Source organism: Streptomyces nogalater (genome assembly GCF_039532885.1).
In the GTDB taxonomy this organism is placed as follows: domain Bacteria; phylum Actinomycetota; class Actinomycetes; order Streptomycetales; family Streptomycetaceae; genus Streptomyces; species Streptomyces nogalater.
Genome location: NZ_BAAASM010000001.1, coordinates 93,112 through 111,090, shown reverse-complemented (window position 1 = coordinate 111,090; position 17,979 = coordinate 93,112). Strand labels below are relative to the sequence as shown.

General features: G+C 69.9%; 15 protein-coding genes. 7 read left to right on the top strand and 8 right to left on the bottom strand.

Annotation, left to right across the window (positions count from 1 at the left end):
• Together ABD350_RS00515 and ABD350_RS00510 are read right to left on the bottom strand one after the other, a co-directional pair.
• Window positions 1–567 carry a methylated-DNA--[protein]-cysteine S-methyltransferase gene (locus ABD350_RS00515; RefSeq protein ID WP_344345288.1) on the bottom strand — a complete coding sequence of 189 codons (567 nt, stop codon included), beginning with the start codon at window positions 565–567 and terminating at the stop codon, window positions 1–3.
• Window positions 568–607: 40 nt separating this feature from the next.
• Window positions 608–1,480: a glycerophosphodiester phosphodiesterase gene (locus tag ABD350_RS00510; RefSeq protein ID WP_344345287.1), complete on the bottom strand. Its 873-nt coding sequence runs from the start codon at window positions 1,478–1,480 to the stop codon at window positions 608–610.
• A 277-nt stretch (window positions 1,481–1,757) separates the two neighbouring features.
• On the opposite strand from ABD350_RS00510, the gene ABD350_RS00505 reads away from it, so the two are divergent.
• From ABD350_RS00505 to ABD350_RS00485, 5 genes are all read left to right on the top strand, one after another.
• A complete protein-coding gene (locus ABD350_RS00505; RefSeq protein ID WP_344345285.1) occupies window positions 1,758–2,639 on the top strand; it encodes an MHYT domain-containing protein in 882 nt (293 codons plus the stop codon).
• A 40-nt stretch (window positions 2,640–2,679) separates the two neighbouring features.
• On the top strand, window positions 2,680–4,809 hold the full coding sequence (gene uvrB, locus ABD350_RS00500) for an excinuclease ABC subunit UvrB (RefSeq protein ID WP_344345284.1): 2,130 nt from the start codon (window positions 2,680–2,682) through the stop codon (window positions 4,807–4,809).
• A gap of 164 nt (window positions 4,810–4,973) precedes the next feature.
• Window positions 4,974–5,552, top strand: a complete 579-nt coding sequence (locus ABD350_RS00495) for a TerD family protein (protein ID WP_344345283.1) — start codon at window positions 4,974–4,976, stop codon at window positions 5,550–5,552.
• A 288-nt stretch (window positions 5,553–5,840) separates the two neighbouring features.
• Window positions 5,841–6,830, top strand: a complete 990-nt coding sequence (locus tag ABD350_RS00490) for a TerC family protein (RefSeq protein ID WP_344345281.1) — start codon at window positions 5,841–5,843, stop codon at window positions 6,828–6,830.
• A gap of 176 nt (window positions 6,831–7,006) precedes the next feature.
• Window positions 7,007–8,107, top strand: a complete 1,101-nt coding sequence (locus ABD350_RS00485) for a calcium:cation antiporter (RefSeq protein ID WP_344345280.1) — start codon at window positions 7,007–7,009, stop codon at window positions 8,105–8,107.
• A 25-nt stretch (window positions 8,108–8,132) separates the two neighbouring features.
• Here the strand turns inward: ABD350_RS00485 and ABD350_RS00480 are convergent, their stop codons facing one another.
• Window positions 8,133–9,443 carry an MFS transporter gene (locus ABD350_RS00480; protein WP_344345279.1) on the bottom strand — a complete coding sequence of 437 codons (1,311 nt, stop codon included), beginning with the start codon at window positions 9,441–9,443 and terminating at the stop codon, window positions 8,133–8,135.
• A 184-nt stretch (window positions 9,444–9,627) separates the two neighbouring features.
• Between ABD350_RS00480 and aroQ the strand changes: the two genes are divergently transcribed.
• Complete coding sequence (gene aroQ, locus ABD350_RS00475) at window positions 9,628–10,101, top strand: type II 3-dehydroquinate dehydratase (RefSeq protein WP_344345277.1); 474 nt, start codon at window positions 9,628–9,630, stop codon at window positions 10,099–10,101.
• Between the two features lie 14 nt (window positions 10,102–10,115).
• Here the strand turns inward: aroQ and ABD350_RS00470 are convergent, their stop codons facing one another.
• From ABD350_RS00470 to ABD350_RS00450, 5 genes are all read right to left on the bottom strand, one after another.
• Entirely contained in the window at window positions 10,116–10,844 is a 729-nt protein-coding gene (locus tag ABD350_RS00470; protein ID WP_344345748.1) for an amino acid ABC transporter ATP-binding protein, read from the bottom strand.
• A 67-nt stretch (window positions 10,845–10,911) separates the two neighbouring features.
• Entirely contained in the window at window positions 10,912–11,838 is a 927-nt protein-coding gene (locus ABD350_RS00465) for an amino acid ABC transporter permease (protein WP_344345276.1), read from the bottom strand.
• The gene (locus ABD350_RS00460) at window positions 11,835–12,719 is read right to left on the bottom strand and encodes an ABC transporter substrate-binding protein (RefSeq protein ID WP_344345274.1); all 885 of its coding nucleotides are present in this window, start codon (window positions 12,717–12,719) and stop codon (window positions 11,835–11,837) included. Before ABD350_RS00460 ends, ABD350_RS00465 begins: the two co-directional genes overlap by 4 nt.
• A gap of 476 nt (window positions 12,720–13,195) precedes the next feature.
• Window positions 13,196–13,852, bottom strand: coding sequence for an MBL fold metallo-hydrolase (locus ABD350_RS00455; RefSeq protein WP_344345273.1), 657 nt, complete (start codon window positions 13,850–13,852; stop codon window positions 13,196–13,198).
• A gap of 97 nt (window positions 13,853–13,949) precedes the next feature.
• Window positions 13,950–14,636, bottom strand: a complete 687-nt coding sequence (locus tag ABD350_RS00450; RefSeq protein ID WP_344345271.1) for a maleylpyruvate isomerase family mycothiol-dependent enzyme — start codon at window positions 14,634–14,636, stop codon at window positions 13,950–13,952.
• A 224-nt stretch (window positions 14,637–14,860) separates the two neighbouring features.
• Between ABD350_RS00450 and uvrA the strand changes: the two genes are divergently transcribed.
• The gene (gene uvrA / locus ABD350_RS00445) at window positions 14,861–17,914 is read left to right on the top strand and encodes an excinuclease ABC subunit UvrA (RefSeq protein WP_344345270.1); all 3,054 of its coding nucleotides are present in this window, start codon (window positions 14,861–14,863) and stop codon (window positions 17,912–17,914) included.
• Window positions 17,915–17,979: the final 65 nt, after the last annotated feature.

Sequence of the window (17,979 nt, the reverse complement as noted above, 5' to 3'; positions counted from 1 at the left end):
TCAGAACAGCGGTTCCGGCAGCACACCCTCCAGGGCGAGCAGCTTCCGCTTGGTCTCCAGCCCGCCCCCGAAACCGCCGATGCCGCCGCCGCTCTCCACCACCCGGTGGCACGGCACCACCACCGGCAGCGGATTGGCCCCCATCGCCATCCCCACCGCCTGCGCCCCACCGGGCTGCCCGACCCGCCTGGCCAGATCGCCGTACCCGACCACGCTGCCGTACGGCACGCCGGACGCCAGCTCGCGCAGCACCTGCCGGTTGAACCCGGAGCTCAGCGACCAGTCCAGCGGCAGGTCGAAGCCATGCCGCTCGCCCGCGAAATACGCCCGAAGCTGGCGTATCGCCTCCGCCAGCAGCGGGGCGTCCGGATCCTCCACGGGCCGGCCGCCCAGGCGGCCGCCCAGGCGGGCGGCCAGCCGCTCCAGCGCTTGGCCGCGCACGGCGTCCGAGGCGTGGAACACCACGTTGACCAGGCCGTTCCGAGTCGCCGCCAGCATCAGCGGGCCGATGTCCGTACCGACCACGGTCCACACGATCCGCTGCTCATCCTGCCCGAGGCTGTCCATGCGCCCACGGTACGACCCGGCACTGACAACGCTCGTCCGGTCAGTGCGAAGCCAGCGCGTCCCGCACCACATCCGGTTTGTTGGTGATGATCCCGTCGACCCCGTAGCCGGCGACCCGGCGGGCGCCGGCCGCGTTGTCCACCGTCCAGGTGAACACTCTGAGCGGCCGGCCGTGCGGCCCGCGGAGGGCGTGCACCGCCGAGACGTACTCCCGGGTGAGCGACCCGTGCGGAGGGTTGACCAGATCCGTGAAGCGGGCGAACTGCTTCAGCTCCGTCACGGCGGGCGTGCCCAGGTAGGCGGTGGTGACCGCCGGCTTCAGTTTGTGGACGGTCCGTACGCTGTCGGCGCTGAAGCTCTGGACGATCAGCCGGTTCCGGTGCCGGCCGTCCAGCCAGCCCTCGTTGCGGAGAAGCTTGAGCGTCTGCTGCTCGATGCCCGGGTACAGCTCCGGGTTCTTGATCTCCAGGACGAGTTTTTCGTGGTTGCGTTCGACCCGGCGCATGTACTGCTTCAGCGTCGGCACGCGCGCGCCCGCGTACGCGGAGGAGAACCAGCTGCCCGCGTCCAGCCGGGCGATCTCCGCGGCGGTGAAGTCCCGCACCTTCCACGGAGCCCGGCCGGGGAAGACCTCCTCGACGTTCGTGGTGCGCGACAGGCTGTCGTCGTGGAGCACCACCAGCTGACCGTCCTTGGTGCGCTGAACGTCGTTCTCCACCCAGGAGAAGCCCAGCTGGGCGGCCTTGTCGATGGCGGCCAGCGTGTTCTCGGGCGCGTAGGCGGAGGCGCCCCGGTGGGCGATCACGGTGGGCACCACCCCGTCGCCCGCCCGGGCTGCGGAACCGGTGCTCAGCAGGACCGCCGCCGCTCCGAGGGCCGCGACGACCGTCCCGGCGACTACGCGTGCGTACATGCGTACTCCTCCCGTCGAGGGATACCGACAGCACCAGAGTGACAGCTCAGCGTCAACAGCACCCAGCCGCAGGATGGCCACAAACCGAAGGGAGACGTTCGAAGTCCGCTCACCGGTGACGCACATCTGCGGCAAGGGCGTGTTTCTTTGCCGGAAAGTCGTTCGACCATTCCGGGGGGAGTCATACTCTCTGCGACAACCCTGACCGCCCCCGCGGTCCTGGGACGGGGGCACATTCGGTATTCCGGGACGCAAGAAGGCGGAAGGGCAGCCGCGGATGCAAGGCACGGTCGACGGATTCAGCTACGGGGTCGTCACCCCGTTGGTGGCCTATCTGATGGCCTGCCTCGGTGGCGCCCTCGGCCTGCGCTGCACCACACGGTCGCTGTTGGTCACGCACTCCCGGCGCCCCGCCTGGCTGGCCCTCGGCTCGGCGGCGATCGGCTCGGGCATATGGACCATGCACTTCGTCGCCATGATGGGCTTCACCATCAAGGACACGCCGATCCACTACGACAAGCCGCTCACCTACGCGAGCCTCGGGCTCGCCATCGTCATGGTCGGCATCGGGATCTTCATCGTCGGCTACCGGGGCGCCACCGGCGCGCCGCTGTTCACCGGCGGCACGATCACCGGCCTCGGCGTCGCCTCGATGCACTACCTCGGCATGGCGGGCGTCCGCTTCCACGGGCAGTTCACGTACAACACGTTCACCGTCGCGGCCTCCGTCGTCATAGCGGTCGTGGCCGCCACCGCCGCCCTGTGGGCCGCCGGACAGGTGCGGGGCTTCGCGTGGAGCGTGGGCGCCAGCCTCGTCATGGGGCTCGCGGTCAGCGGTATGCACTACACCGGGATGGCGGCGCTCGGCGTCCACCTAGACAGCGCCCCCCACCCCGCCGAGGCCGGGTCCGCGGCCACGTCCTCGCTCGCACCCATGCTGATCGGTCCGCTCGCCTTCCTGCTCATCGCGGGCGTCGTCGTGGTCTTCGATCCGCTGATGGTCATGGGCGGCCCCGACTGGACGCCCGTCGAGCACAAACCGGGCGTCCCGGCCGCCGCCGTCGCCTCCCAAGCGGTCCACGGCCCCGCCGTCCACCACGGGCCCAGGCCGCTCCGCCGGGCCGGGCACCACCGCCCCCGCACCCCGCAGAACCGCTGATCGGAACCGGTTGTCAGTGCGGGGTCGTACGGTGGATGACATGCGGCCCGTTTCCCACATCGAACGCACGGTGGCGCCTTTCGAGGTCGTCAGCCCCTACCAGCCCAGCGGCGACCAGCCGACGGCCATCGCCGACCTGGCCCGGCGCGTCCAGGCCGGTGAGAAGGACGTCGTCCTCCTGGGCGCGACCGGCACCGGCAAGTCCGCCACCACGGCTTGGATGATCGAGAAGCTCCAGCGCCCCACACTCGTCATGGCCCCGAACAAGACGCTGGCCGCCCAGCTGGCCAACGAGTTCCGCGAGCTGCTGCCGAACAACGCGGTCGAGTACTTCGTGTCGTACTACGACTACTACCAACCGGAGGCGTACGTCCCCCAGTCGGACACCTACATCGAGAAGGACTCCTCGATCAACGAGGAGGTCGAGCGCCTGCGCCACTCGGCCACCAACTCCCTGCTCACCCGCCGCGACGTCGTCGTGGTCGCCTCGGTGTCCTGCATCTACGGCCTCGGAACGCCGCAGGAGTACGTGGACCGCATGGTCCCCCTCAGGGTCGGCGACGAGATCGACCGGGACGAGCTGCTGCGCCGCTTCGTGGACATCCAGTACACGCGCAACGACCTGGCGTTCACCCGCGGCACGTTCCGCGTCCGCGGCGACACCATCGAGATCTTCCCGGTCTACGAGGAGCTGGCCGTCCGCATCGAGATGTTCGGTGACGAGATCGAGGCGCTGTCCACGCTGCACCCGATCACCGGCGAGATCATCAGCGACGACCAGCAGCTCTACGTCTTCCCCGCCTCCCACTACGTCGCCGGCCCCGAGCGCTTGGAGCGGGCCGTCAACGACATCGAGAAGGAGCTGGGGGAGCGCCTGGCCGAACTGGAGAAGCAGGGCAAGCTCCTGGAGGCCCAGCGGCTTCGGATGCGCACCACCTACGACATCGAGATGCTCCGCCAGATCGGCAGCTGCTCCGGCGTGGAGAACTACTCGATGCACTTCGACGGCCGTTCCCCCGGCTCCCCGCCCAACACCCTGCTGGACTACTTCCCGGACGACTTCCTGCTCGTCATCGACGAGTCGCACGTCACCGTCCCGCAGATCGGCGCGATGTACGAGGGCGACGCCTCCCGCAAGCGCACCCTGGTCGACCACGGCTTCCGCCTGCCCTCCGCCCTGGACAACCGCCCCCTGAAGTGGGAGGAGTTCCAGGAGCGCATCGGGCAGACCGTCTACCTGTCGGCCACCCCGGGAGCCTACGAGCTGTCCCGCTCCGACGGCGTCGTGGAGCAGATCATCCGCCCGACCGGTCTGGTCGACCCGGAGGTCGTGGTCAAGCCCACCGAGGGCCAGATCGACGACCTGGTGCACGAGATCCGCAAGCGCACCGACAAGGACGAGAGGGTCCTCGTCACCACGCTGACCAAGAAGATGGCCGAGGACCTGACCGACTACTTCCTGGAACTCGGCATCCAGGTGCGCTATCTGCACAGCGACGTCGACACCCTGCGCCGCATCGAACTGCTGCGTGAGCTGCGCGCCGGTGAGTACGACGTCCTGGTCGGCATCAACCTCCTCCGCGAGGGTCTCGACCTGCCCGAGGTGTCGCTGGTGGCGATCCTGGACGCCGACAAGGAGGGCTTCCTGCGCTCCGGCACCTCGCTGATCCAGACCATCGGCCGCGCGGCGCGCAACGTCTCCGGCGAGGTCCACATGTACGCCGACAAGATCACCCCGGCGATGGAGCGGGCCATCGAGGAGACGAACCGCCGCCGGGAGAAGCAGATCGCCTACAACAAGGCCCACGGCATCGATCCGCAGCCGCTGCGCAAGAAGATCAACGACATCGTGGCGCAGATCGCCCGCGAGGAGGTCGACACCGAACAACTCCTGGGCTCCGGTTACCGCAAGACGAAGGACGGCAAGGGAGCGAAGGCGCCCGTTCCGTCGCTGGGCGACAAGGCGGCCAAGGGCGCCAAGGCCGGCAAGGGCAAGACGGTGCCCACGGACCGCCCGGCGGCCGAGCTGGCCGAGCAGATCGAGGAGATGACCGAGCGGATGCGGGCCGCCGCCGCGGAGCTGCAGTTCGAGATCGCGGCCCGGCTGCGCGACGAGGTCTCCGAGATGAAGAAGGAGCTGCGCCAGATGCGAGAGGCCGGCCTCGCCTGACCCGCCGTCCGCCGGCCTCGGCGATTGTGTGCCAAGTGTTGCAACACCGACACAAAGCGCGAGCCGGGGTCGGTACGGGTGGTCGCCCTGCGTAGGGTTCTGGACAACCGCGCCGCGCAACGGCCCGGCGCGGCAGCAGGGGACTGTCGAGAGGGGATTCAGCCGTGTCGGTCAACTTGTCCAAGGGTCAGGCCATCAGCCTGGAGAAGAACGACGGGGCCACCCTGAGCGCGGTCCGCATGGGGCTCGGCTGGCAGGCGGCGAAGCGGCGCGGCCTGTTCGGCTCCCGCACCCGCGAGGTCGACCTGGACGCCTCGGCGGTCCTCTTCGCCGGCCAGGAACCGCAGGACGTCGTCTTCTTCCGCCACCTGGTGAGCGACGACGGTTCGGTGCGTCACACCGGTGACAACCTCGTCGGCGGCGCCGGCCAGGGCGGCGACGACGAGGCGATCCTGGTGGACCTGCAGCGTGTGCCGACCGGCGTCGACCAGATCGTCTTCACGGTGAACTCCTTCACCGGCCAGACGTTCCAGGAGGTGCAGAACGCTTTCTGCCGGCTCGTGGACGAGACCAACGGCGAGGAACTCGCCCGCTACACCCTGGCCGGTGGGGGCGACTACACCGCCCAGATCATGGCCAAGGTGCACCGGGTGGGCTCCGGCTGGACGATGACCGCCCTCGGCGCCCCGGCCAACGGCCGCACCTTCCAGGACCTCATGCCGGCGATCCGCGAGCATCTCTGAGCACGGGAGCCCGCCCGCAGGGCTCGGGGACGCGCGAGCGAACGGGACTTGTACCAAGCGTTGGCAAAACGGCTCTGACCTGGCGACTTGGTAGTTGCTTTACTAAGCTCTTTACCTTCTCTTGGTTATTGGGTACTGTTCTCCGTACGGAGGGGAGTACTCCTTGCTGCGGCGCACCCGTCAATACGGACCTGTTCTGGTCCCGGGGCGTCGGCCCATCGCGGGTGGAAGAGACCTCCGGCAGCGACAACGCTGATGTGTTTGCCGTCACGTAATGCCGGAGGTGCAGTGGAAGTCTCTATGGGCCTGTGGGTCCTCACCGTCGCGGGTCTCGCCGCGCTGATCGCGGTCGATTTCTTCATCGGCCGCAAGCCACACGAGGTGTCGATCAAGGAAGCGGGTGTCTGGACGGTCGTCTGGATCACCCTGGCCGGCCTCTTCGGTCTCGGCCTCCTCGTCTTCGGCGGCGGACAGCCGGCCGGCGAGTTCTTCGCGGGCTTCATCACCGAGAAGTCGCTGAGCGTCGACAACCTCTTCGTCTTCGTCCTCATCATGGCGAAGTTCGCGGTGCCCACCCAGTACCAGCAGCGCGTCCTGCTCGTCGGCGTCCTCATAGCCCTGGTCCTGCGGGCCGTCTTCATCGCCGCCGGTGCCGCGATCCTCGCCAGCTTCGCCTGGGTGTTCTACCTCTTCGGCGCCTTCCTGATCTGGACCGCCTGGAAGCTCATCCAGGAGGCCCGTGCGGAGGAGCAGGAGGACGAGTACGAGGAGAACAAGCTCCTGAAGGCCGTCGAGCGCCGCTTCGGCGTGGCCGACCGTTACCACGACACCAAGCTGTGGATCCAGCAGAACGGCAAGCGCGTCATGACCCCGATGCTGGTCGTGATGCTCGCCATCGGCACCACCGACGTGCTGTTCGCCCTGGACTCCATACCCGCGATCTTCGGCCTGACCCAGGACCCGTACATCGTCTTCACCGCCAACGCCTTCGCCCTGATGGGGCTGCGCCAGCTGTACTTCCTCATCGGCGGACTGCTCAAGAAGCTGGTCCACCTGTCGTACGGGCTGTCGGTCATCCTCGGCTTCATCGGCGTCAAGCTGGTACTGCACGCCCTGCACGAGTCCGGTGTCCACGTCCCCGAGATCAGCATCCCCGTCTCGCTCGGCGTGATCTGCCTGGTCCTCGTCGTCACCACGGTCACCAGCCTGCTCGCCACCAGGAAGCAGGCGGCGCACACCGACGCCGAAGGCGCCCCGAAGGAGCGCGTCGACGTGTGACGGTGCCGCCGTCCGCAGGCACCGCCGTGAAGTCCGAGACCTCGCCCAGCCTCCTGGGCGAGGTCTCGCCATGAGGCGCTTCCGGTCCCACCGGCACCGGACCCGCGCCGGAAAGGATGAGAGGTATCCGAAAAGAGCGGAATGCGAATCCTGTACGCCTCTGCGACCATCGCCGCATGATCACTCGGCTTCGGTCGCTCACCCGTCAATGGACGATGCTCGTGCCGGTGCTCGCGGTCGTCCTGCTGGCCCTCACCTGGGGCCGGCACCTGCCCGGCGTCCTCGTCGGCCTGGTGACGCTGGTCCTGGCCGGTTCCGTCCTGGCGGCGGTGCATCACGCCGAGGTGGTCGCCCACCGGGTGGGCGAGCCCTTCGGCTCTCTGGTGCTCGCCATCGCCGTCACGATCATCGAAGTCGCCCTGATCGTCACCCTGATGGCCGATGGCGGTGACAAGAGTTCCACGCTGGCCAGGGACACTGTCTTCGCCGCCGTGATGATCACCTGCAACGGCATCGTCGGGCTCTGCCTCCTCGTCGCCTCCCTGCGGCACGGCACGGCGCTCTTCAACCCCGAGGGCACCGGCGCCGCGCTGGCGACCGTCGCGACGCTGGCCACACTCAGCCTGGTGCTGCCGACCTTCACCACCAGCAAGCCCGGACCCGAGTTCTCCACCGTCCAGCTGACCTTCGCCGCGCTGTCCTCACTGATCCTGTACGGACTGTTCGTGACCACCCAGACCGTGCGGCACCGCGACTACTTCCTGCCCGTCCCCCGGCAGGGCGCGGTCATCAGCGGCGACGACCACGCATCGCCCCCGTCCGCACGCGCGGCCCGGCTCAGCCTGGGCCTGCTCGGGCTGGCCCTGGTGGGTGTGGTCGGCCTGGCCAAGGGGGTGTCGCCCACGATCGAGTCGGGCGTGGCGGCGGCCGGCCTGCCGCACGCGGTGGTCGGCGTGATCATCGCCCTGCTCGTCCTGCTGCCCGAGACGATCGCCGCGCTGCGCGCCGCCCGCCGGGACCGGGTGCAGACCAGCCTCAACCTCGCGCTCGGCTCCGCGATGGCCAGCATCGGCCTGACCATCCCCGCCGTGGCCCTCGCCTCCGTCTGGCTGTCCGGACCGCTCGTCCTGGGTCTGGGCCCGACCCACATGCTGATGCTCGCGCTGACGGTGGTGGTCAGTTCCCTGACCGTGGTGCCCGGCCGGGCCACACCGCTCCAGGGCGGCGTCCATCTGGTGCTCTTCGCGGCCTACCTGGAACTGGCGGTCAACCCCTAGCCGGCGGCCCGCCCGGCACGTCCGGTCAGCCCGTGACCGGCTTCGGCTCCACCGCGGTCACGGGCACCGGCCGCGTCTCCGGCAGCAGCGTGAAGCACACCAGGCTGATCAGCGCGATCCCCGTCAGATACACGCCCACACCCCACGGCACCCGCCCGCCCCGCTCCGCGAGCGCCGTGGCCACGATCGGGGTGAGAGCGCCGCCGAGGACCCCGCCGAGGTTGTAGCCCACGGCGGCCCCCGTGCAGCGCACCCGCGGTTCGTACAGCTCCGGCAGATAGGCGGCGATCACCGCGAACGCGGTGACGAAGGCGAGCAGGGCGCCCAGGATGCCGAGGAACATCAGCAGCGGCTCTCCGGTCGCCAGCAGCGCGACCATCGGAAGCATCCACAGGGCGCAGGCCACGCACCCGGCCACACACATCGGCCGGCGCCCGAACCGGTCGGCGAACAGCGCCACGAGCGGCACGAGCGCGCCCTGCACGAGCACCGCGCCCATGACACACGTCAGCAGGACCGTGCGGCTCACGCCGAGCCGTTCCGTCGCATACGCCAGCGCCCAGGTCGTCACCGCGTAGAACACCGCGTAGCCCGACGCGAGCGCCCCGGCCGTCAGCAGCACCAGCCGCCCGTGGTGCCGTACGACCTCGAAGAACGGCACGCGCGCGTGGTCGTCGAGTTCCAGGAAGCGGGGACTTTCCGCGAGGGACGAGCGCAGCCACAGGCCGGCCACTGCCAGCGCTCCGGCCGCCCAGAACGGCACGCGCCAGCCCCAGCGCGCGAACTCCGCGTCGGACAGCGCCGTCGACAGCGCGAGCACCACCCCGTTGGCCAGCCCGAAGCCGAGCGCCGGGCCCATCTGCGGAAAGCTCGACCACAGGGCACGCCGTCCGGCCGGGGCGTGCTCGGCGGTCAGCAGCACCGCCCCGCCCCACTCCCCGCCGAGTCCCAGCCCCTGCAGGAAGCGCAGGACGAGCAGCAGAAGGGGCGCGGCGATGCCGATGGCGTCATAGGACGGCACACAGCCGACCGCGACCGTGGCGGCGCCGGTCAGCAGCAGTGAGGCGACGAGCACCGGCCGCCGGCCACGCCGGTCTCCGAGATGTCCGAACAGCACCGAGCCCAGCGGTCTGGCGATGAACCCCACCCCGAACGTCCCGAACGCCGCCAGCGTGCCCGCCAGGGGCGAGAACGTCGGGAAGAACAGCGGTCCGAGCACCAGGGCCGCCGCGGTGCCGTAGACGAAGAAGTCGTAGAACTCGATCGCCGTCCCGGCGAGCGAGGCGGCGGCGAGGCGCGGCATGGACGGCCTGTTCACAGCCTGTACATCGTGCATGATGGGTCAACTACCCACCGTGATCAGGAGTTACGGGGGCGTGCGGAGGTGATCACGGGGTTGGTGGTGTACGCCGTGGCGACCGGCGTGCACGGCCCTCTGCCCGCCCCAAGGCGGCGTGATAGACCGGTCCGTGACGAGCGGCGGCCGCGGACGCGCCGCCCACCGACGGACCGGAGGAACCGTGCCCCGCACCCTGGCCAACGCCCCGATCATGATCCTCAACGGGCCCAACCTGAATCTGCTCGGCCAGCGCCAGCCCGAGATCTACGGCAAGGAGACTCTGGCCGACGTGGAGGCGCTGTGCGCCAAGGCGGCCGCCTCCTACGGCGGAACGGTGGACGCCCGGCAGTCGAACCACGAGGGCGAGCTCGTCGACTGGATCCACGAGGCGCGGCTCGGGCACTGCGGGATCGTCATCAACCCCGGCGCGTACTCGCACACGTCGGTCGCCATCCTGGACGCGCTCAACGCCTGCGACGGGATGCCCGTGCTGGAGGTGCACATCTCCAACATCCACCAGCGCGAGCCGTTCCGGCACCACTCGTACGTCTCGCAGCGCGCCGACGGCGTGATCGCCGGCTGCGGGGTGCAGGGCTATGTGTTCGGCGTGGAGCGGGTCGCGGCGCTGCTCGGGGCGGCGCGGGCGGACGCGTAACCCCGCGCGCGGGTCTACAGCCGGCCCGCCTCCACGATACGGCGCAGGAAGCGCCGGGTGCGCTCGTGCCGCGGCTCGCCGAAGACCTGCTCGGCGCTGCCGCGTTCGAGTACGACCCCGCCGTCCAGGAAGCACACCTGGTCGGCGACGTCCCGCGCGAACCCCATCTCGTGCGTCGCCAGCACCATGGTCATGCCCTCCTCCTTCAGGCCGCGGACCACCTCCAGCACCTCGCCCACCAGTTCCGGGTCGAGCGCGGCCGTGATCTCGTCCAGCAGCAACAGCCGGGGCCGCACCGCCAGGGCCCGTACGATCGCCACACGCTGCTGCTGCCCGCCGCTGAGCCGGTCGGGGTAGGCATCAGCCTTCCCGGCCAGGCCGAGCCGTTCCAGCAGCTCCCTGGCCCGTTCCTCGGCCTCGGCGCGGGCCACCCCGTGCACCCGGCGCGGCGCGAGCGTGATGTTGTCGAGCACGGTCAGGTGTGGAAACAGGTTGTACGCCTGGAAGACGACGCCGATCCGGCGCCGTACCGCGTCCTGGTCCACCCGAGGGTCGGTGATCTCCTCGCCGTCCAGCCAGATCGCGCCGTCGTCGATCTCCTCCAGGAGGTTGGCGCAGCGCAGCAGGGTGGACTTGCCCGAACCGGAGGCACCGATCAGCGCGGTCACCGTATGCGGGGCGACGTCCAGATGCACGTCGCGCAGGACGACCGAGCCGCCGAAGGTCTTGCGGACCGACTCCATGCGCAGCACGGGCCCGTGGTCCCCAGGCGTGCTCTCCAACGTGCTCACAGCGATCCTCCCCGGATGTTCACAGGGACCCTCCCTGCACCCGCCGCCGGTCCATCCGGGCCGTCACCCAGTCGGTGAACCGGGTCATCGGGATGGTCAGCGCCACGAAGACCAGCCCCGCGACGATGTACGGCGTGTAGTTCAGACTGCGGCCCACGATGATGTCGGCCGCCCGCACGGCGTCCACCGCACCGCCGATGGAGACCAGACCGGTGTCCTTCTGCAGCGACACCAGGTCGTTGAGCAGCGGCGGCACCTGACGGCGCACCGCCTGCGGCAGCACGACGTGGCGCAGGGCCTGGCGGCTGGTCAGACCCAGCGAACGGGCCGCCGCGCGCTGTGAGGGGTGGACGGACTCGATGCCGGCCCGGAACACCTCCGCCACGTAGGCCGAGTAGGTCAGCGTCAGCGCGGTGCCGCCGAGCAGCACCGGATCGACCGTCACCCCCTGCAGCCGCAGCGCCGGCACGCCCAGGACGACGATCAACAGGTTGATGATCAGCGGCAGACCGCGGAAGAAGTCGGTGTACGCCGCCGCCAGCACCCGCAGAGGGAAGAAGACCGGTCCGCGCAGCGTCCGCGCGATCGCGATCAGCATGCCGAGTACCAGGACGGCGGCCCCGCAGACCAGCAGCAGCCGGAGGTTCAGCCACAGCCCTTCGAGGACCTTCGGGAACGCCTCGCGCGCGTAGTGCGCGCTGAGGAAGGTCTCCTTGGTGCGCGGCCAGCCGGGCGCGTTGACGACGACCAGATAGAGCAGGGCCGCCGTGACGAGGGTCGACAGGGCCGCGATCGCCGTGGCGCGACGGGCACGCGCGCGGCGGTGGCGTTCGCGTGCCAAGCGCCGTTCGGAGGGCACGTAGCCGTCGCCGTCGGGGCCGCCACGGGTCATGTCACCGGTGCCGTCCGCCCCTTCCCGGGCCGGCTCGCCCTTGACGACCGTCACTTGAGCACCGGGGCGTCGACGGCGTCCGAGAGCCACTGCTTCTCGATGCGGGCCAGCGTGCCGTCCTCGCGCAGGGCGTCGACGGCGGCGGTCACACACGAGGTCAGCGCGCTGCCCTTGTCCAGCACGAGCCCGAACTGCTCGGACGCGCCGCCCTGGTTCTCGAACTGGCCGACGATCTCCGCGTCCGTCACCTCGGCCGCGGTGATGTAGAACGCGGTCGGCAGATCGGTGACGACGGCGTCGACCTGACGGTTCTTCAGCGCGGACTTGGCCTGGTCGTTCTTGCCGAAGACGGCCGCCTGCCGTGCCGGTTTCACCAGGTCGGTGATGTAGTCGAGGCTCGTGGTGCCCACCTGGGCGCCCAGCTTGAGCTTCCGCAGGTCCGCGATGCTCCTCGCCTTGGCCGCCGTGCCGCCCTTCAGCGCGATGACGGCCTGGCGCACGTCGTAGTAGCCGGAGGAGAAGTCCACCGCCTTTTTGCGCTCGTCACTGATCGAAACCTGGTTGATGTCGAAGTCGAAGCTCTTCACCCCGGGCGCGAACGCCTTGTTGAACGGCACGCTCTGCCAGACGACCGCGCTCTTGTCATAGCCGAGCCGCTTCGCCACGGCATAGGCGACCGCCGACTCGAAGCCCTGGCCGTTGGCGGGCTTGTCGTCCTTGAACCAGGGCTCGTACGCCGGTTCGTCCGTCGCGATCGTCAGCTTCCCTGTCTCCTTCGTGGCGAGCTTGCCCTTGGCGCAGCTCTTCGCGGCCGGCCCGGACGAGGTGGCGGCTGCCTCCTCCTCGGGCTGCGGCGCACAGCCGACAGCGGTGGCGAGCAGGGCTACGGTGACGGCGGCGACCGCGCGGCGCGGGGTGCGAGGGGCAGGATGCATGGCGGGAGAGTGGCAGCGAACGCGGCATCTGTCCAGGTCACAGCGGTAGTTGTCCGCATAGTGGGAACGGGTGTTGCGGCGGTGTGAACGTGGCCGCGCACTTACGCGCGTGCAGGCGATGCTTGGGCCGCCGGCCGAGGGCGGTGGGTTGGAGACCGGCGGCCCTGCCGCTTCAGGAGCTGTTGTCCTGCGCGGGCTGCTACCAGTTGACAGCGGAGCGCCGTTCTCCGCGAGTGCGCACGGGGGCTCGGTACGTGCGAAGGAATCACACGGGGCGCGTGCCGAGGCGGTGTGCGCCCGGAGCATGCGTGGTGCGAGCTGCGCGCCCGGCGCGTGTGCGACGTGCCTGCGCCGGGCGCGTGCACGACCGAGTGCGCCGGAGCACCGGTGTTTTCCGCGCCGAGGGCCCGGCAGGGGAGGCGGACGGGCTCACGGACGAAACCGTGCGGACCGACCGTGAAGGTCCCGTTCCCCGCTCACCACCCGCGCGCGTGCCACTCCGGCAGATGCGGCCGCTCCGTGCCCAGCGTCGTGTCGTTGCCGTGCCCCGGGTAGACCCATGTCTCGTCCGGCAGCACGTCGAAGATCTTCGTCTCCACGTCGTGGATCAGGCTCGCGAACGCCTTCGGGTCCTTGCGCGTGTTGCCGACACCGCCGGGGAAGAGGCAGTCGCCGGTGAAGACGTGCGGGTGGCCGTGCGGGTCGTCGTAGACCAGCGCGATCGAACCGGGCGTGTGACCGACCAGATGGCGCGCGGTCAGCTCCACCCGCCCCACCTTGATCACGTCGCCGTCGTCGACGAGGACGTCCGTGGGCACGGGGATGCCCGCGGCGTCGTCGCGGCCGGCGTACGTACGCGCGCCCGTGACCGCCACGACCTCGGCGAGCGCCTGCCAGTGATCACCGTGCTGGTGCGTGGTGACGACGGACGCGATGCCGTCGTCACCGATCATGCCGAGGAGCGTGTGCGCCTCGTTGGCGGCGTCGATCAGGAGTTGCTCGTCGGTGGCCCGGCAGCGCAGCAGATAGGCGTTGTTGTCCATCGGGCCGACCGCGATCTTGGTGATCATCAGGTCCTTCAGCTCGTGCACATCCGCCGGTCCGCCGACCTTGACCTCTCCGGAGTACGTCATGACCGCAGCCTATAGCGGGACGGCCCGGCGCACGGCCGCTCGGACGGGCCCCCGGACGGCTGGCCCGCGGGCGGGCCTCCTGGAGCCGGGGCGGCCTCTAGAGCGGGGGCAGCTTCGGCAGCTCCCCGCCGGCCACCTCCAGCGCCGCGCCGTCGCGGCGCCCGGCGAGCCAGCCCAGCAGGTCCGCCGGCCGGCCGGTCACCGTGATTCCGGGCACGTCGGCCCCGCGCCCGGTGATCCACGCGCGCGTGCCGTCCGTGAGGCGGATCGCCGGGATGTCGGAGTGCCCGGAGAAGCGCTCCGCGAGGAAGCCGGTCTCCCGCTCCGCGAACTCGGCCGGCAGGTCCTCCAGCTCGTACCCGATCCCGAGGTCCACGTGGTGCAGCTCCACCTCCGCCCACCGGCGGAACGGGACCCGCGACGCGGAGTCGGTGACCCCGTTGCGCAGCTCCACCGTGCGGGACCAGTCCGCGGGCACCTCCCCGGCCGCCTGCAAGCGGGCCGCGCTGTCCCGGACGTCGGCGACCTGAATCTCCAGGGGGCGCGGCGCGCCCTCCTCGATGTCGGCGTCCCGCGCCTCGGCACTCGCGTACATGGGACGGCCCTCAAGGACGTTCACGAGAGCGTCCGCGTTCCGGGCGAGGTGGGCGAGGACGTGCCCGCGGCTCCAGCCCGGGAGCCGTGACGGCCCGGCGAGCGCGGCGTTGTCCAGTGCGGCGAGCGCGGTGAGCAGCCGGTCGGTCGCCGCACGTACACAGGCCAGGTCATGAGCGTGATCCATCATGGCGCCGACCCTAGCCCGGCCACTCCTTCGGGTGAAGGTGACGAACGCCGCCCGTAAATCGAATGCGCGTGCTATATCGTCGGTGGCGGCGTCGGGCATGCTGGGTAGCCGGGGATTGTTATGCAACCGGGCAATCCGACCGACGTTGTCAGTGGCTCCCCCTAGTCTGAAGAAGCACGGGGGCCCCGCCCCTGTCACTTCTCCCAAGAAAGGTGCGGACCGGCGTGGCCGACCGTCTCATCGTCCGTGGCGCGCGCGAGCACAATCTGAAGAATGTCTCGCTCGACCTGCCTCGTGACTCGCTCATCGTCTTCACGGGCCTGTCCGGGTCGGGCAAGTCCTCCCTGGCCTTCGACACGATCTTCGCTGAGGGCCAGCGCCGTTACGTGGAGTCGCTCTCCTCGTACGCACGGCAGTTCCTCGGCCAGATGGACAAGCCCGACGTCGACTTCATCGAGGGCCTTTCCCCCGCGGTCTCCATCGACCAGAAGTCGACCTCGCGCAACCCCCGCTCGACGGTCGGCACGATCACCGAGGTCTACGACTACCTGCGTCTGCTCTTCGCGCGCATCGGCAAGCCGCACTGCCCCGAGTGCGGCCGCCCGATCTCGCGCCAGTCGCCGCAGGCCATCGTGGACAAGGTCCTGGAGCTGCCCGAGGGGAGCCGCTTCCAGGTGCTCTCCCCGCTGGTGCGCGAGCGCAAGGGCGAGTTCGTCGACCTCTTCGCCGACCTCCAGACCAAGGGCTACTCCCGCGCGCGCGTGGACGGCCAGACCGTCCAGCTGTCCGAGCCGCCGGTCCTGAAGAAGCAGGAGAAGCACACCATCGAGGTGGTCGTGGACCGCCTCACGGTGAAGGACTCCGCCAAGCGGCGCCTCACCGACTCCGTGGAGACGGCCCTCGGCCTGTCCGGCGGCATGGTCGTGCTCGACTTCGTGGACCTCCCCGAGGACGACCCCGAGCGCGAGCGCATGTACTCGGAGCACCTCTACTGCCCGTACGACGACCTGTCCTTCGAAGAGCTGGAGCCCCGCTCCTTCTCCTTCAACTCGCCCTTCGGCGCCTGCCCCGAGTGCACCGGCATCGGCACGCGCATGGAGGTCGACCCGGAGCTGATCGTCCCGGACGAGGACAAGTCCCTGGACGAGGGCGCCATCCACCCCTGGTCGCACGGACACACCAAGGACTACTTCGGCCGCCTGGTCAGCGCCCTCGCGGACGCCCTCGGCTTCCGCACGGACATCCCCTTCGCGGGTCTGCCGCAGCGCGCCAAGAAGGCCCTGCTCTACGGCCACAAGACCCAGATCGAGGTGCGCTACCGCAACCGGTACGGCCGCGAGCGGGTCTACACCACCCCCTTCGAGGGCGCGGTGCCCTTCGTCAAGCGCCGGCACAGCGAGGCCGAGAGCGACGCCAGCCGCGAGCGCTTCGAGGGCTATATGCGCGAGGTGCCCTGCCCCTCCTGCGAGGGCACGCGCCTGAAGCCGATCGTCCTCGCGGTCACGATCATGGGGAAGTCGATCGCGGAGGTCTCCGCGATGTCGATCAGCGACTGCGCGGACTTCCTGGGCGAGCTGAAGCTGAGCGCCCGTGACAAGAAGATCGCCGAGCGGGTCCTGAAGGAGGTCAACGAGCGGCTGCGCTTCCTGGTCGACGTCGGCCTGGACTACCTCTCGCTCAACCGCGCGGCCGGCACCCTCTCCGGCGGCGAGGCCCAGCGCATCCGCCTGGCCACCCAGATCGGCTCCGGCCTCGTCGGAGTCCTGTACGTCCTGGACGAGCCGTCCATCGGTCTGCACCAGCGGGACAACCACCGGCTGATCGAGACCCTGGTCCGGCTGCGTGACATGGGCAACACGCTCATCGTCGTGGAGCACGACGAGGACACGATCAAGGTCGCCGACTGGATCGTGGACATCGGCCCCGGCGCCGGCGAGCACGGCGGCAAGGTGGTGCACAGCGGCTCCGTGAAGGAACTGCTCGAAAACGCCGAGTCGCAGACCGGTGCGTACCTCTCGGGCCGCAAGTCGATCCCGCTCCCCGACGTACGCCGCCCGCGCGACCCGTCCCGGCAGCTCACCGTGCACGGCGCCCGCGAGAACAACCTCCAGGACATCGACGTGTCCTTCCCGCTGGGCGTGTTCACGGCCGTCACCGGTGTCTCCGGCTCCGGCAAGTCGACACTGGTCAACGACATCCTGTACACGCACCTGGCCCGCGAGCTGAACGGCGCCCGGAGCGTCCCCGGACGGCACACCCGCGTCGACGGCGACGACCTGGTGGACAAGGTGGTGCACGTCGACCAGTCGCCGATCGGCCGGACCCCGCGGTCCAACCCGGCGACGTACACCGGTGTCTTCGACCACATCCGCAAGCTGTTCGCCGAGACCACCGAGGCGAAGGTCCGGGGCTACCTGCCCGGCCGCTTCTCCTTCAACGTCAAGGGCGGCCGCTGCGAGAACTGCGCGGGCGACGGCACGATCAAGATCGAGATGAACTTCCTCCCGGACGTCTACGTCCCGTGTGAGGTCTGCCACGGCGCCCGGTACAACCGGGAGACCCTGGAGGTCCACTACAAGGGCAAGTCCATCGCCGAGGTCCTGAACATGCCGATCGAGGAGGCCATGCACTTCTTCGAGGCGGTCCCGGCGATCTCCCGCCACCTGAAGACGCTGAACGACGTCGGTCTCGGTTACGTCCGCCTCGGCCAGTCCGCCACCACCCTCTCCGGTGGTGAGGCGCAGCGCGTCAAGCTCGCCAGCGAACTGCAGAAGCGGTCCACCGGACGCACGGTCTACGTCCTGGACGAGCCGACCACCGGTCTGCACTTCGAGGACATCAGCAAGCTGCTCAAGGTCCTCGGCGGACTGGTGGACAAGGGCAACACGGTCATCGTCATCGAGCACAACCTCGACGTGATCAAGACCGCCGACTGGGTCGTGGACATGGGCCCCGAGGGCGGCGCCGGAGGCGGCCTGGTGGTCGCCGAGGGCACGCCGGAGGAGGTCGCCGGGGTGCCGGCGAGCCACACGGGCAAGTTCCTGCGGGAGATCCTCGGTGCCGACCGCGTCAGCGATGCCCAGCAGGTCGAGGTGCGGCGCGGTGGCACGGCCCGGAAGACGGCCGCGGCCAAGACTCCGGCCAGGAAGACGGTGACGGCCAAGGCAGGCAGCGCCGCCACCAAGTCCAAGGCCAACAGCACCGCGACCAAGAAGGCCGCCACCGTCACGAAGAAGGCGAAGCCCGCGAAGAAGACCACGCGGACCAGCGGTTCCTGAGCCGACCGGACGCCAGGCGGAGGCTCCGGCCGACGCCTGACAACTCATCAAAAAAGCGGCGCCCC